The organism is Mycobacterium sp. 2-64 (assembly GCF_035918375.1).
Lineage (GTDB): Bacteria > Actinomycetota > Actinomycetes > Mycobacteriales > Mycobacteriaceae > Mycobacterium > Mycobacterium intracellulare.
This window is the reverse complement of sequence record NZ_CP142361.1, coordinates 452,690-466,660: the sequence shown is the minus strand read 5'-3', so window position 1 is coordinate 466,660 and position 13,971 is coordinate 452,690. Positions and strand designations below refer to the sequence as shown.

General features: G+C 68.5%; 11 protein-coding genes. 7 read left to right on the top strand and 4 right to left on the bottom strand.

The features are described 5' to 3' along the window. Positions 1 to 10 precede the first annotated feature (10 nt). Positions 11 to 748 carry a hypothetical protein gene (locus QGN31_RS02160; protein WP_014385939.1) on the top strand — a complete coding sequence of 246 codons (738 nt, stop codon included), beginning with the start codon at positions 11 to 13 and terminating at the stop codon, positions 746 to 748. Positions 749 to 795: 47 nt separating this feature from the next. Here QGN31_RS02160 and QGN31_RS02155 read toward each other — a convergent pair whose 3' ends face one another. Continuing rightward, positions 796 to 2,343 (bottom strand): sugar porter family MFS transporter, encoded by a 1,548-nt coding sequence (locus tag QGN31_RS02155; protein ID WP_014943048.1) that lies wholly within the window; start codon positions 2,341 to 2,343, stop codon positions 796 to 798. Positions 2,344 to 2,848: 505 nt separating this feature from the next. Between QGN31_RS02155 and QGN31_RS02150 the strand changes: the two genes are divergently transcribed. The 5 genes from QGN31_RS02150 (at position 2,849) to QGN31_RS02130 (ending at position 10,964) form a co-directional block, all read left to right on the top strand. Then, a complete protein-coding gene (locus tag QGN31_RS02150) occupies positions 2,849 to 3,394 on the top strand; it encodes a hypothetical protein (protein ID WP_014381310.1) in 546 nt (181 codons plus the stop codon). Positions 3,395 to 3,490: 96 nt separating this feature from the next. Next, entirely contained in the window at positions 3,491 to 5,167 is a 1,677-nt protein-coding gene (locus QGN31_RS02145) for an Hsp70 family protein (RefSeq protein ID WP_014943049.1), read from the top strand. A 249-nt stretch (positions 5,168 to 5,416) separates the two neighbouring features. Continuing rightward, positions 5,417 to 8,329, top strand: a complete 2,913-nt coding sequence (locus tag QGN31_RS02140) for a (Fe-S)-binding protein (RefSeq protein WP_083863025.1) — start codon at positions 5,417 to 5,419, stop codon at positions 8,327 to 8,329. Between the two features lie 32 nt (positions 8,330 to 8,361). Beyond that, positions 8,362 to 9,666 (top strand): pyridoxal phosphate-dependent aminotransferase, encoded by a 1,305-nt coding sequence (locus tag QGN31_RS02135; protein ID WP_008261567.1) that lies wholly within the window; start codon positions 8,362 to 8,364, stop codon positions 9,664 to 9,666. Between the two features lie 32 nt (positions 9,667 to 9,698). Continuing rightward, the gene (locus QGN31_RS02130) at positions 9,699 to 10,964 is read left to right on the top strand and encodes a YibE/F family protein (protein WP_014943051.1); all 1,266 of its coding nucleotides are present in this window, start codon (positions 9,699 to 9,701) and stop codon (positions 10,962 to 10,964) included. Here QGN31_RS02130 and rfbA read toward each other — a convergent pair. Genes rfbA through QGN31_RS02115 form a run of 3 tightly spaced genes read right to left on the bottom strand, consistent with a single transcriptional unit; the run spans position 10,961 to position 13,030 of the window. Next, complete coding sequence (gene rfbA, locus QGN31_RS02125) at positions 10,961 to 11,836, bottom strand: glucose-1-phosphate thymidylyltransferase RfbA (RefSeq protein WP_014943052.1); 876 nt, start codon at positions 11,834 to 11,836, stop codon at positions 10,961 to 10,963. The genes QGN31_RS02130 and rfbA overlap by 4 nt on opposite strands. A 34-nt stretch (positions 11,837 to 11,870) precedes the next feature. Beyond that, positions 11,871 to 12,245, bottom strand: coding sequence for a nuclear transport factor 2 family protein (locus tag QGN31_RS02120; RefSeq protein WP_009954015.1), 375 nt, complete (start codon positions 12,243 to 12,245; stop codon positions 11,871 to 11,873). A gap of 29 nt (positions 12,246 to 12,274) precedes the next feature. After that, positions 12,275 to 13,030, bottom strand: coding sequence for a maleylpyruvate isomerase family mycothiol-dependent enzyme (locus tag QGN31_RS02115; RefSeq protein ID WP_008261574.1), 756 nt, complete (start codon positions 13,028 to 13,030; stop codon positions 12,275 to 12,277). A gap of 100 nt (positions 13,031 to 13,130) precedes the next feature. Between QGN31_RS02115 and QGN31_RS02110 the strand changes: the two genes are divergently transcribed. After that, positions 13,131 to 13,787, top strand: coding sequence for a class I SAM-dependent methyltransferase (locus QGN31_RS02110; RefSeq protein WP_014385946.1), 657 nt, complete (start codon positions 13,131 to 13,133; stop codon positions 13,785 to 13,787). The last annotated feature ends 184 nt before the right edge of the window (positions 13,788 to 13,971 follow it).

Here is a 13,971-nt window from a genome sequence, read left to right as displayed (position 1 = left end):
GCGGTCACTGATGGCCGGCGGCGAAGCAAAAGGCCGTTGGTGGCGCGTGCTGCGCTATTCCTTCGGCGGCGCGCTGTGCCTATTGGCGGGCATAAATGTGCTGGTTGGGTCGGCTTGGTATCTGCCTGTCGGCGCCGCTGCGGTCGGCGTCGGCATCATTTATGGGAGCGGCCGCCGAATTTTCGGCGCCGGGGTCAGGCGGACCGGGCAGGAGATTGTCTGCCGCTATCTTCCGTGGTACGAGAGCAACCCATACATGGCGACCTTGCTGTTCCCCCTAATCGCGTTCGCCATGATTGGCGCAGGATGTGCACCCGGTAATCCGGCGTGGCTGTGGTACGGCGGGGTCATTCTGCTGGCCATCTCTGCCTTATTGGTGGGAGTCTCCCTCTGGATCTGGCGCCGATCCCTTCTCCGTATCACCCCCGCGGCGTTGACCGTGCGGATCGCAGAGCGCGGCAGTGAGTTGACCGACATCCGGCGTGAGCATGTCCGTTCGATCGAGCCAAAGCTCGTCCCGAGCGTGGCGGCCGGTACCGAGCGGTTGCAAGTCGAAGTCGCCTACCAGCCAGCCGATGTCAGCGGCGAGGCGACCGCGACGGTGATGCTCGGGATGTATCTGAGTGTTCAACCGAGCAACCTCCTCGACGCCCTCGCGGCCTGGAACAACGGCGCCCACGACAACCCCAGCGAGCTGCTCGACCGGATCGAACGGATCCTTCGGGGCCGGTCAATGGCTGGCGTGTGACCGCGCCGCACTGCTGCCCGAAAAGACGTGCCGCGCAAGCGTATTCGTCAGCGTGCGAAGTCAGACGGTCGGAATTTCCCCTCCGCCAGGTTCTTTTCGATTTCTTCCAGGCTTTTACCGGTGAGGTCGGGCATGCGGAAGAATACGAAGATCCACGCCGCCACGTTGAACAACGCGTAGAGCCACATCGAGGGTCCGACCCCGATCGCATTGATGAGCGACAGCAGCGTCAGCGTGATGAGCAGGTTGGTCCCCCACAGCGTCGCCGAATGCACGGCGGTGCCCTCCGGTCGCACCGCCAGCGGATAGGTCTCCGAGCCGGTCAGCCATCCCATCAGCTGCAGGCCGCCGGCATTGAACACCATGAAGGCGATCATGGAAATCATGATGTAGGCGATCACATCGTGGCCGCTGTCGGCGGTGACGAAGATCAGGCCGAGCGCGAACAGGCTGATCGCCGCGCCCGGCACCATGATGAGGGTGAGCCGGCGCCGGCCGACCCGGTCGATAATGGCCAGCCCCACTAGTTGGGCGATCACGTACGTCGCACCCAACATCACCGACACCAGCAGAGCCACGGACCGGTACACGCCGTCGTCAGTCAGGATGGTCGGCGCATAGTAGATGATCATCTCGATGCCGCTGAGCTGGGTGAACACCGCGATGCCACAACCCAGGACCAGGGCCGGGCGCACCCAGGAGTCGCGCAGCCCGCTCCACCCGCGGGTGCTGGCCTTGCGTTCCATGCGCGCGAGTTCGGTCGCTTCGTCCAGCTCGGCGCCCACGTCGTAGCCGTCGGGCCGGACCCGCTCCAACACGGCTCGCGCGGCGTTTCGATCACCTTGCTTGACCAGCCAGCGCGGACTTTCCGGGAGGCGCAGCAACAGCCACAGCATGATCGCGGCGGGTACGCACGCGATTCCGGTCGGCCCCCGCCAGGAGACCGAGTCGAAGACCCCGATGAGGTTAGCGGCGAGGATGCCCACCCCGATGGCGATCTGGAAGCACAGCACCAACCGCCCTCGGTAGGCCGACGGCGAGAGCTCGGCGACATACATCGGGGCCGTCTGGGTCGCCCCGCCGACGGCGAAGCCCAGGACCAGCCTTCCCAGCGACAGCACTACGACATCCGGCGCGTCGGCACACCACAGCGCGCCGACGATGAACAGCACCGACAGCATCAACAGCGTGCCGCGCCGGCCGAACCGGTCGGATAGCCAGCTGCACGCCAAGGCCCCGACGATGGCGCCGAGCAGGATGCTGGCGGCGACCACCTGCTTCCAGGCCGCGGTGAGGTTGAACTCCTCGGTGAGCTGCAATAGGGCCCAGGAGATGACACCGGTGTTGTAGCCGTAGAGCAAGCCCGAGATCGCCGAGACGAGCGCAATGACGACCACGGCGCTCGTCAGTTGGTTTCCCGCCTCCGCGACGGCGCCGACTGCACGCTGCGACGCTCCCTCGTGAGCCGCAGCTGCGCACTTTGCCGGGTCGGTCCCATCGGGCGACTCCGCCGCGCGACGGTGCTGGCTCGCCGCGGTCGGGGCGTCGTCGCCGGCTTCTGACCACCATTCGCGGTCTGTGGGATCGGCGGCCATTAGCAGGGCCGATCGTTGTAGCAGAGACGACGAACCCGGGGCGCATGGGCGGGCCGGCCGGGCATCGTGATCGCCTCCCTACCCTGCGCTCGGATTGCATGGCCGCTCGCCGCGGCGCCAGGACCCAATGTCATACCGGGCGTCGCTGCTGTGACGGCGGGTACGTGTCGGTCGCTGGCGGCTCACTCGCCGGCCTGCCCAGCCCGGGAGGCGCCGCAGTTGATGTGGGCTTGCCGTTCGACCTCCACATCGATTCGGGAAAAGAGACTGTCACGAATATGTTGGTAAGTCAAAAGCGATGGGGCGGTCGAACTGTGCTGTACTGCAATATCATTCGTCCGGAAATGGTGTGGCGGGTGTGTTGAGCGCCACAGTCTGGCGGTAGGCTGTGGACCCTGAGTGCACGCTCTGTGTGGGAACCCGCACCCCTCCTTCTGAGCGACGCGACCGCCCCTTAGGGGTTGGCATCAGCAGGCTGGCAGGTGCGGTCAGTACCATCGGTGCCGTGGCATCCAACGGTCCACGCGATGACTTCCACAATCGGCCGACCCAGCATGCCGATTTCGGCATGAGCGAGCCGCCGACCGGTGAAGTCCCGCCACCGAACTTCCCGCCCCAGCCGCCCCACGGGTTCGAGCAACCCCAGGGCTTCGACCCGTTCGACCAGGAACCCGAGCCCACGCCCTGGTACCGCAGGCCCGCGATGCTCATCGCCTGGTTGATTTCCGTCGTCATCCTGATCGGCCTGATCGTCTTCGGGATCATCGAGCTCATTCACGACGACCAATCCGTCAACCACGTCCCCAAGTCGACGACGAGCACCACCACGACAACGACAACAACGACGCCGTCGACCACGACGACCACGACCACCACTGAGTCCAGCAGCAGCGCCGAAGAGCAGCCGCCGGCCCAGCAGCCGACGCAGCAGCAGCCCACCGGGCAACAAACGCAGCAGCCCACGCATCGCCACCATCTGCCGCAGCTGCCGCCGGTGATCACCATTCCGCAGGTGCCGACGGTCATCACGGTTCCGCCGGGCCTGCGTTAGCGAGTCGGCGGCAGGCCGATCACGCTCGGCGACGCGGCGCCGGCGGCGCCCTAGACTCGCTGCAATCCACGGGACTACTGACACAGGGGTGCGGACATGAGCCAGTCGCTCGGGCTATCGATCGGGGTGGCCAACCTGGTGGCGGCCCGCGCCGGCAGCGCCCCGGTCACCCGCAGCTCGGTGGTCACCCTGTTCGAGCACCGTCCCACCGAAGTCGGCCTGCCGGAAGAGAATCCGAACCTGACCGCACCCGGCCTGGTGCTGCGCGGGTTCGTCGAGCGGGTCGGCGACCGGGCACCGCTGGTGGCGGCCGACGGCACCAAGTACCTGGGCGCGGCGCTGACGGTCGAGGCGATCGAGGCGATGGCCCGCACGGTCGGCTACGGGACACCGATCAGCATCGCGGTCCCCGCCTACTGGTCCGACGAACAGTTCGCGGCGCTGCGCGACGAGTTCTTCGCCCAGTCGGATCTCGCGCGTGGTGGGGTCGCGCCGATGCTGGTTTCCGACGCCACGGCCGCGGTGGCGGCCCTGCGCGGCACGCCGGGGTTTCCCGCCGACGGCGTCGTCGCGCTGTGCGACTTCGGTGCCGGCGGCACCACCGTCACGGTGCTGGACGCCAATGCCGGCTTTGCACCCGTCGCCCCGGCCATGCGGCGCACCGACTTCTCCGGCGACGCGATCGATCAGCTCATCGTCGATCACTTGCTGGCCTCCGATGTCAGCACCGCCGTCCTGGGCGGCGGCGCGCGGATGGGATCGCAGACCCGCCTGCTGGCCGCCTGCCGGCGCGCCAAGGAACAACTGTCGACCGCCGCGGTGAGCACCGTCGCGGGGGCGTCCGGGGAGTCCACCCAACTGACCCGCACCGAGTTCGAGCAACTGATCTCCCCACCGCTGGACCGGTTTGTCACCTCGCTGCAAGACACGTTGCGGCGCAACGGAATTCCGAACACCAACCTGCGCGCCGTGGCGATCGTCGGCGGGGGCGCAAGCATCCCGCTGATCACCGCGCGGTTGTCGCAGCGCTTCGGGGTTCCGGTCCGCAGCGCGGCGCAGCCGGCGTCACTCGCCGCACTCGGCGCCGCGGCGCTCGGTGCGCAGTACGCAGCGGGGGGCGCCGAAACCACCGCGGCCGCCGCCGTGGAGACGCCGACCGAAATGGTCGGCACCGCGGGAATCGGGGCCACCCAGGCCGCGTGGGCCGCCCAGGCCACCGATGTGGATGACGCCCTGGCGTGGTCGCAAGACGCCGATTCCGACGAGCCGGTCCCCTATACCGGCCGCGACGCAACCGGCGAATATGCCAGCGAGGCACGGGAATTCGAGTACGCCGAGCAGGGCGGGCTGCCCTGGTACAAGCGCACGGCGCTGGTGTTGACCGTCGTTGGGGCGGGGGTGGCGGTGCTGGTGGCCGCGGCGCTGGCGATCGGCCTGTTGATGACGAGGTCCACCCCGGCCCCCCCGACGTCCTCGCCCAACCCACCGCCACCACCACAAACGGTGACCATCACCGGGCCGAACGACAGCACCACCGTCACCGTCGTTCCGGCTCCGCCGCCACCGTCCAGCGAGGCGCCGGCCACCACGACCACCACGACACCGCCGCCGGAGCCGTCGACCACGACGACGACACCCCCGCCGAGCACCACGACGACCACCACCGCGCCGCCCACCACGACATCGCAGGCGACCACCACGTCCGCGGCGCCGACGACGACCACCCGGGTGCGACCCCTGCCGCCGATCTTCCAGCCCCCATTCGGGCGCTGACGCGAACGATTGCGTCTGGCCGGAAAAGGGCTCCGAAAAGGGTCATTTAACGAAATTTGGTGGCGCTGGTCACTCCGACAAACGTCACACCCGGCGAGCGGGTATCAACTAGCAGGCCAGAGGCGCCGACGAACCCGAAGTTAGGGCAGCCTTTCTCGCGCCGAAAGCCGCGAAGATGTAACTATGAGCGGGGCTTAAGCAGGCAAATAAAGCACAGGCCGAATTATCTATGCATTGGGGAGACCTTCTGTGACAACGCAGATGCTCATCAGGCTGGTCGTGGGCATGGGCATGACGCTGGTCGTGGCCGCGCTCGCCGCACGACGGGTCCTGTGGCTGTTCAAGCTGATCACGTCCGGCAAGCCGGCCCCGGGGCACACCGACGAACCCGGCAAACGAATCTGGGCCGAGCTCTCCGAGGTCTTCGGGCAGCGCAAGCTGTTGAAGTGGTCGATCCCCGGCCTGGCGCACTTCTTCACCATGTGGGGCTTCTTCATCCTCCTCACGGTCTACATCGAGGCCTACGGGCTGTTGTTCCAGGACAACTTCCACATCCCGTTCATCGGGCGGTGGGACGCGCTGGGCTTCCTGCAGGACTTCTTCGCCACGGCCGTCTTCCTCGGCATCGCCACCTTCGCCGTCATCCGGTTGATGCGCAGCCCGAAGGAGATCGGCCGCTCATCCCGGTTCTACGGCTCGCACACCGGCGGCGCCTGGCTGGTGCTGTTCATGATCTTCAACGTCGTGTGGACCTACGTGCTGGTGCGCGGATCCGCGGTCAACAACGGCACGCTGCCCTACGGCAACGGGGCCTTCCTGTCGCAACTGTTCGGCGCGATCCTGCGGCCGCTGGGGCAGCCCGCCAACGAGATCATCGAAACGGTGGCCCTGCTGCTGCACATCGCGGTCATGCTGGCCTTCCTGATCATCGTGCTGCACTCCAAGCACATGCACATCTTCACGGCGCCGATCAACGTCATCTTCAAGCGGCTGCCCGACGGGCTCGGCCCGCTGCTGCCGCTCGAGCACGACGGCAAGCCGATCGACTTCGAAAACCCGCCCGACGACGCGACATTCGGGCGCGGCAAGGTCGAGGACTTCAGCTGGAAGGCCATGCTGGACTTCGCCACCTGTACCGAGTGCGGGCGCTGCCAGTCGCAGTGCCCGGCGTGGAACACCGGCAAGCCGCTGTCCCCCAAGCTCGTCATCATGGACCTGCGCGACCACTGGATGGCCAAGGCGCCCTACATCCTGGGTGACAAGGAGAGCTCACTGGAGAGCACGCCGGCGGGGGGGCTCGGCGAGGAGCTGTCCGGCGAAGAGCACGCCGAGGCCCACCACGTTCCCGAGTCGGGCTTCGGCCGCGTCATGGGTTCCGGCCCGGAGCAGGCCGCCCGGCCGCTGGTCGGCACCGAGGAGCAGGGCGGCGTCATCGACCCCGACGTGCTGTGGTCCTGCGTGTCCTGCGGCGCCTGCGTCGAGCAGTGCCCGGTGGACATCGAGCACGTCGATCACATCATCGACATGCGCCGCTACCAGGTGATGATGGAGTCCGAGTTCCCCTCGGAACTGTCGGTGCTGTTCAAGAACCTGGAAACCAAGGGCAACCCGTGGGGCCAGAACGCGTCGGACCGCACCAACTGGATCGACGAGGTCGACTTCGACGTGCCGGTCTACGGCGAGGACGTCGACAGCTTCGACGGCTACGAGTACCTGTTCTGGGTCGGCTGCGCCGGCGCCTACGACGACAAGGCCAAGAAGACCACCAAGGCCGTCGCCGAGCTGCTGGCCATCGCCGGGGTGAAGTACCTGGTGCTCGGCACCGGCGAGTCCTGCAACGGCGACTCCGCGCGCCGCTCGGGCAACGAGTTCCTGTTCCAGCAGCTGGCCGCCCAAGCCGTCGAGACCCTGGACGGGCTGTTCGAGGGCACCGAGACCGTCGACCGCAAGATCGTGGTGACCTGCCCGCACTGCTTCAACACCCTGGGCCGCGAGTACCGCCAGCTCGGCGCGAACTACTCGGTGCTGCACCACACCCAGCTGCTCAACCGGCTGGTCCGGGACAACAGGCTGGTGCCGGTGACGCCGGTGTCGCAGGACATCACCTACCACGACCCCTGCTACCTGGGCCGGCACAACAAGGTCTACGAGGCGCCGCGTGAGCTGATCGGTACGTCGGGGGCGAACCTGACCGAGATGCCGCGGCACGCCGAGCGCAGCTTCTGCTGCGGCGCCGGCGGCGCGCGGATGTGGATGGAAGAGCACATCGGCAAGCGGATCAACCACGAGCGTGTCGACGAGGCGCTGGCCACCGGGGCCACCACCATCGCCACCGCGTGCCCGTTCTGCCGGGTGATGGTCACCGACGGCGTCAACGACCGGCAGGAGGAGGCCGGGCGCAGCGGTGTCGAGGTGCTCGACGTCGCCCAGATCCTGCTCGCGTCCCTCGAATACGACAAGGCGACGCTGCCCGAAAAGGGCACGGCCGCCAAGGAAGCCGAAAAGCGGGCGGCCGCGGCGCCCAAGGCCGCGACGGCCACGGCGACCGCACCCGCCGCTCCCGTCAAGGGGCTCGGGATCGCCGGCGCCGCCAAGAAACCCGGGGCCAAGAAAGCCGCGCCCGCCGCGGAAGGCAAGGCCGAAGCGGCCGCCCCGGTCAAGGGGCTGGGCATCGCCGGCGGCGCCAAGAAACCCGGGGCCAAGAAGGCGGCACCGGCCAAGGCCGAGGCACCTGCCGAAGCGGCCGCGCCCGAGGCCGAGACCGAGGCCAAGGCGCCCGCCGCGCCCGTGAAGGGCCTGGGCCTGGCCGCGGGCGCCAAGCGACCCGGCGCCAAGAAGGCGGCCCCGAAGGCCGAGGCCCCCAAGGCCGAAGCACCCGAGGCGGAAGTGGCACCGGAAGCCGAACCCGAGGCCAAGGCACCCGCCGCCACGCCCGTGAAGGGCCTGGGCCTGGCCGCGGGCGCCAAGCGACCCGGCGCCAAGAAGGCGGCCCCGAAAGCCGAGGCGCCGAAAGCAGAAGCCGAGCCCGCCGAACAGGCGCCGGCCGAGCCGGCACCGAAAGCGGAGCCGGCAAAGCAGGCCGACGGCGACGACGCACCGTCGCAGCCGCCGGTCAAAGGCCTGGGCATCGCCCGCGGGGCGCGACCCCCGGGCAAGCGCTGACCTGCGGTTTTTGCGCTTGACAGCAAATTTCAGTGGACAGTGATGGCACCATTGGTGATGTGACCACCCACCAGCTGCCCCATCAGCTGCCACCGCACCCGTCGGCCCATCACCGGCAGCAGCGCACTTTCGCGCAGTCGTCGAAGCTCCAGGACGTCCTGTACGAGATCCGCGGCCCGGTACATCAGCAGGCCGCGCGGCTGGAGGCCGAGGGTCATCGCATCCTCAAGCTCAACATCGGCAACCCGGCGCCGTTCGGCTTCGAGGCGCCCGACGTGATCATGCGCGACATGATCCAGGCCCTCCCGTACGCGCAGGGTTACTCCGACTCGCAGGGCATCCTGCCGGCCCGCCGCGCGGTGGTCACCCGCTACGAGTTGGTCGACGGATTCCCCCGCTTCGACGTCGACGACGTCTACCTGGGCAACGGGGTCTCCGAGCTGATCACGATGACGCTGCAGGCCCTGCTCGACAACGGTGACGAGGTGCTGATCCCGTCACCCGACTACCCGCTGTGGACGGCGTCGACGTCGCTGGCGGGCGGCACCCCGGTGCACTACCTGTGCGACGAGACGCAGGGCTGGCAGCCCGACATCGCCGACATGGAGTCCAAGATCACCGACCGCACCAAGGCGCTGGTGGTGATCAACCCGAACAACCCGACCGGCGCGGTGTACACCAGCGAAGTGCTCACGCAGATCGTCGAATTGGCGCGCAAGCACGAGCTGCTGCTGCTCGCCGACGAGATCTACGACAAGATCCTCTACGGCGACGCCAAGCACATCAACCTGGCCTCGCTGGCGCCGGACATGTTGTGCCTGACGTTCAACGGGCTGTCCAAGGCCTACCGGGTGGCCGGGTATCGGGCCGGCTGGCTGGCGATCACCGGGCCCAAGGACCACGCCGGCAGCTTCATCGAGGGGATCAACCTGCTGGCCAACATGCGCCTGTGCCCCAATGTCCCGGCGCAGCACGCGATCCAGGTCGCCCTGGGCGGCTACCAGAGCATCGACGACCTCGTCCTGCCCGGCGGCCGGCTGCTCGAGCAGCGCGACGTCGCCTGGACCAAGCTCAACGAGATTCCGGGGGTGTCCTGCGTCAAGCCGGACGGCGCTCTCTACGCCTTCCCGCGGCTGGACCCCGAGGTCTACGACATCGACGACGACGAGCAGCTCGTCCTCGATTTGCTGCTGCAGGAGAAGATTCTGGTCACCCAGGGCACCGGCTTCAATTGGCCCGCACCGGATCACCTGCGCATCGTGACCCTGCCGTGGGCCCGCGATCTGGCGGCGGCCATCGAGCGGCTGGGCAACTTCCTCGTCGCCTATCGCCAGTAAGCACCCAGGAAACCGCCTCTACGCTCGACCGGGTGACGCACTCCCACTCGCACAGCCTGCCGCCGGGCCCGTCCGGCATCGATCCGTTGCCCGCCAGGATCGTTGTCGGGCTGCTGGTCGCGATCGGTGTGGCGGTGGCCGTCGGCGCGATCCTGTTGTGGCCCAGTCGGCAGCGCGTCGACATCCCGATGCCGCTGCAGAACGCGTCCGGCGGCGCGGTGAGCACGCAGGCCGGGCACGTGCTGTCCAGCGGGTTGGGCGACTGCGGCAGCCCGTCGGTCAGTCAGGTCCTCACCGGCCCGCCCCAGCCCGCAGCGCCCGGCGCCGGGCGCTGCGTGTTGACCCAAGTCGCCGTCGATTCCGGACCCAACGCGGGCGCCACCACCCTGCTCGAGTCCTCCCCCGGGCCGGGTCAACCGAAATTCGCGGTGGGCGACCGCATTCGGGTCGTGCGCCAGGTCGACGACCAGGGCGCCACCAGCTACGCGTTCTACGACTTCGAACGGGGTTGGGCGCTGGTCGGTTTGGCGATCGCGTTCGCGGTGGTGATCGTGGCCGTGGCGCGCTGGCGCGGGCTGCTCGCGCTGGTGGGCATCCTGGTCGCGTTCGTGGTGCTGGTCATGTTTCTGCTGCCGGCCCTGCGGGACGGCGCCCCCGCGGTGCCGGTGGCGCTGGTGGCGTCGGCGGCGATCCTCTACGCGGTCATCTATCTTGCCCACGGGGTCAGCCTGCGGACCAGCGCCGCGCTGCTGGGCACCCTGTCGGCTCTGCTGCTTGCAGCCGGATTATCTTGGGCGGCAATACAATTGGCGCATCTCACCGGTCTGTCGGACGAGCAGAACACCACCGTCAGCGCGTACCTGGGCAACGTGTCGATCGGTGGCCTGCTGCTGGCCGGTTTCATCATCGGGTCGCTGGGTGTGCTCAACGATGTGACGGTGACCCAGTCCTCGACGGTGTTCGAGCTCGCCCGCCTCGGGGGCTCGCGGCGAGCGATCTTCGTGGGCGCCATCCGGGTGGGGCGCGATCACATCGCCAGCACGGTCTACACGCTGGTGCTGGCCTACGCGGGCAGTTCGCTGCCGCTGCTGTTGCTGTTCAGCGTCGCCAACCGCTCGCTGACGGACGTGCTGACCGGGGAGAGCGTGGCCATCGAGATCGCCCGCTCGGCGGTGGGCGGGATGGCGTTGGCGCTGTCGGTGCCACTGACCACGGGGATCGCGGCGGTGCTGGCGAAGCCTAGCGGCGGTCGCAAGCGCGGCGAAGCCGCGCGCAGCGGGCCGCCGCCACCGGCCTAGTGAAACCGGCTCCGCTCCAACAGGTTCAGCAGATAGGAGCCATACCCGGACTTGAGCAGGCTGTGCGCACGCTGCGCCAATTGCTCATCGGTGATCCAGCCCTGCTGCCACGCCACCTCCTCGGGCACGCTGACCTTGAGGCCCTGGCGTCGTTCCAGCGTGCGGACGAAGTCGCTGGCGTCCAGCAGCGAGTCGAACGTGCCCGTGTCCAGCCAGGCCGTGCCGCGGGCCATCACCTCGACCGAGAGCCGGCCCCGGTTGAGATAGATCTGGTTGACCTCGGTGATCTCGTACTCGCCGCGTGCCGATTTCTTGAGGCCCTTGGCGATTTCGATCACGTCGTTGTCGTAGAAGTACAAACCCGGCACCGCGTAGTTGGATTTCGGTGTCTTGGGTTTCTCTTCCAAGGACAGCGCCAGGCCGTCGTCGCTGAATTCGACCACACCGTAGGCCGACGGGTTGGCCACCCAGTACGCGAAAACCGCTCCCCCGCTTATGCTTTGGAATCGGCGCAAGCTGGTGCCCAGTCCCGGTCCGTAGAAGATGTTGTCTCCCAACACCAAAGCCACCGACTCGTTGCCGATGTGGTCGGCGCCCAAAACGAACGCCTGGGCCAGACCGTCGGGCCGGTCCTGTGTCACGTAGGTGATGTTGACGCCGAATTGCGAGCCGTCGCCCAGGAGCCGCTGAAATCCCGGCGCGTCATGCGGGGTGGTGATCACCAGGATGTCGCGGATTCCGGCCATCATCAGGGTGGACAGCGGGTAGTAGACCATCGGTTTGTCGTAGACCGGCAGCAACTGCTTGCTGATGCCCGTGGTGATCGGATGCAGGCGGGTGCCCGACCCGCCTGCCAAGATGATTCCGCGCATGGATAGCTCCTGTGCCTGTGGTCCTGGTCTGGCCCTAGTCGACGGCGTCGGATTCGGTGAGCTCGGTGGCCGCCAGCGCCGACGCCAGGCTGTCGTGCCGGAACACGGAGGTGACGTGGTCGCGCACCACCCGGAACGTCAGCGCGGCGTCGGTGGCGGCCCCCGGATCGCCGGTGCTGCCGGGTTTGAGTTCGACGGCGACGACACCGTCGTGCACATACATCCGGCCGAGCTCGGTCGCCGGCCGGTGCGAGGCGGCCCAGCTGCGCAGCGCCTCGTGGCCCTGTGCGGCCCCGTGCGCGTCGCCCATCTCGATGTCGTCGCTGGACAGGGAGGCCAAGGTCTCGATGTCCGCGGCGTTGAGGGCGTCGTGCCATGCCAGAACGGTGGCGATCTCCGATGTGGTCATGGTGTGCAAATTACCGTGCGGCGCCGCGGCTAGAGCGGCGTACGGTCCAACCAGCGCTCCCACACGGCTTCGTCCCCGAACAGTTGGACGCCCGTGTCGGCCAGCGGGCGCCGGCGCAAAATCGCCAGCAGCAGCTCGGTGGCGCCGCCGCGCAGCGCCACGCTGCCCTTGCCGTGCTCGTGCGACCACGTGACCCGGCCCTGATCGACGGCGGCCGTCCACTCCCCGGCCTCGCCGAGGCCGGGGTCGGTGGCATGCAGGTGCAGGGTGGTCCCGTCCTCGAGGGGAAGCGGCGCCCCCTGGCCGCCCGCCTGGATCGCGACCCGCTCCAGCCATTCTGTGATTCCGTCGGCCGCGATGTCGGGCTCGAGGGCGAAATCGGTGCCCAGCGCGATCGCGGCGTCGGCCCGGTGCACGGCCACCTCGTGCAGCCGGCGCCGGATCCACCAGTTCGCCGGGCGCGGCCCGAGGAACGTCCAGACCGGCGTCTCCACCCCGGTCAGCTCGACGGCGTCCACCAGCCGCTGGGCGCCGCCGTGGAGCCAGGAGATCGCGTCGGCGGGGTCGGGCGGCGGCTTGCCGCCCTCCACGGTGCGGGGGTCGAGGTAGCTCTCGAGCCGGTCGCGCACGATCTGGGCCGCCCAGCGGTCGCCGCGCCCGACGTGGCGGAACAGCTGCCGCAGGGTCCACTCCGGGCAGGTGGGCACCGGCGTGGACTCGTCGGCACCGTCGAACAGCTCCGCGAAAGCCCGGTTCTCGTCGAGGAATGCGCCGGCATAGTCCACGCCGGTCAGGCTACTCGCGTGGGCCGCGCCCGCTCGCCTTGCCGTGGGGATCCCGCGCCCTGCAGACTGTCGTCGATGACGAGGCGATGGACCAGGTGCCGTGCTTGCTGACAGCGCGGGCCTCCCGGACGCGCACGCGGCGATCCGCGCGTTTTGGGAGCGCGAGGGTTCGGAATATGACCAGCGGGCCGCGCACGGTATCTCCTCGGAGCCGGAACGTCGACTGTGGACGGCGGCGCTGAGCGCAATCCCGGAGCGTTCGCGGGTGCTCGATATCGCCACGGGCACGGGCTTTGTCGCGTTGTTGCTGAGCGAGCTCGGCCACCGGGTGACCGGCGTGGATGCCTCCGAGGCGATGTTGGCCCGGGCCCGCGCCAAGGCCGCCGCCACCGCCGCGACTGTCGAGTTCGTGGAGGGTGTCACCGAAAAGCTGCCGTTCCCCGACGCCAGCTTCGACGCGCTGACGGCGCGGCACTTCATCTGGACCTTGCTCGAACCGGAGAAGGCCTTCGCGGAGTGGCGGCGGGTGTTGGCCCCGGACGCGACGCTGATCGCCGACGTCTCGCTGAACCCGCACGTGGCGGGCCACCATTACGCCGACGACGTCGCCGCCGCGTTGCCGTTTCGCGCGCTCTCCGACGCTGCTCCGGTGGCCGACGCGCTCCGGGCGGCCGGGTTCGAGCACGTTCGGATCGACCTTTCTCAAGATGGCGGGGAATACCCCCGAGCCATGCTGCACGCCCGGGCCGGCCAATAGCGCCGAGCCGCAACATATTTCATGACGGTGACGCGCGCCGGGTTCCTCCGAAATCGGGTTGTGCCGCGTAATCAGTTGCTTTCAAGCTGATTTCAACCGTCGTCAATCGCGCCCGATGGCGCTGAACTGGGCAGGGGCTCCGGACGGTCGTACTCGCCGCGATGCCCCACTCGCGCCGGTCATT

Coding starts and splice junctions, on each gene's coding strand:
- QGN31_RS02160 (WP_014385939.1), top strand. CDS start 11: ATGGCCGGCGGCGAAGCAAAAGGCCGTTGGTGGCGCGTGCTGCGCTAT.
- QGN31_RS02155 (WP_014943048.1), bottom strand. CDS start 2,343: ATGGCCGCCGATCCCACAGACCGCGAATGGTGGTCAGAAGCCGGCGAC.
- QGN31_RS02145 (WP_014943049.1), top strand. CDS start 3,491: ATGAGCCAGTCGCTCGGGCTATCGATCGGGGTGGCCAACCTGGTGGCG.
- rfbA (WP_014943052.1), bottom strand. CDS start 11,836: ATGCGCGGAATCATCTTGGCAGGCGGGTCGGGCACCCGCCTGCATCCG.
- QGN31_RS02120 (WP_009954015.1), bottom strand. CDS start 12,245: ATGACCACATCGGAGATCGCCACCGTTCTGGCATGGCACGACGCCCTC.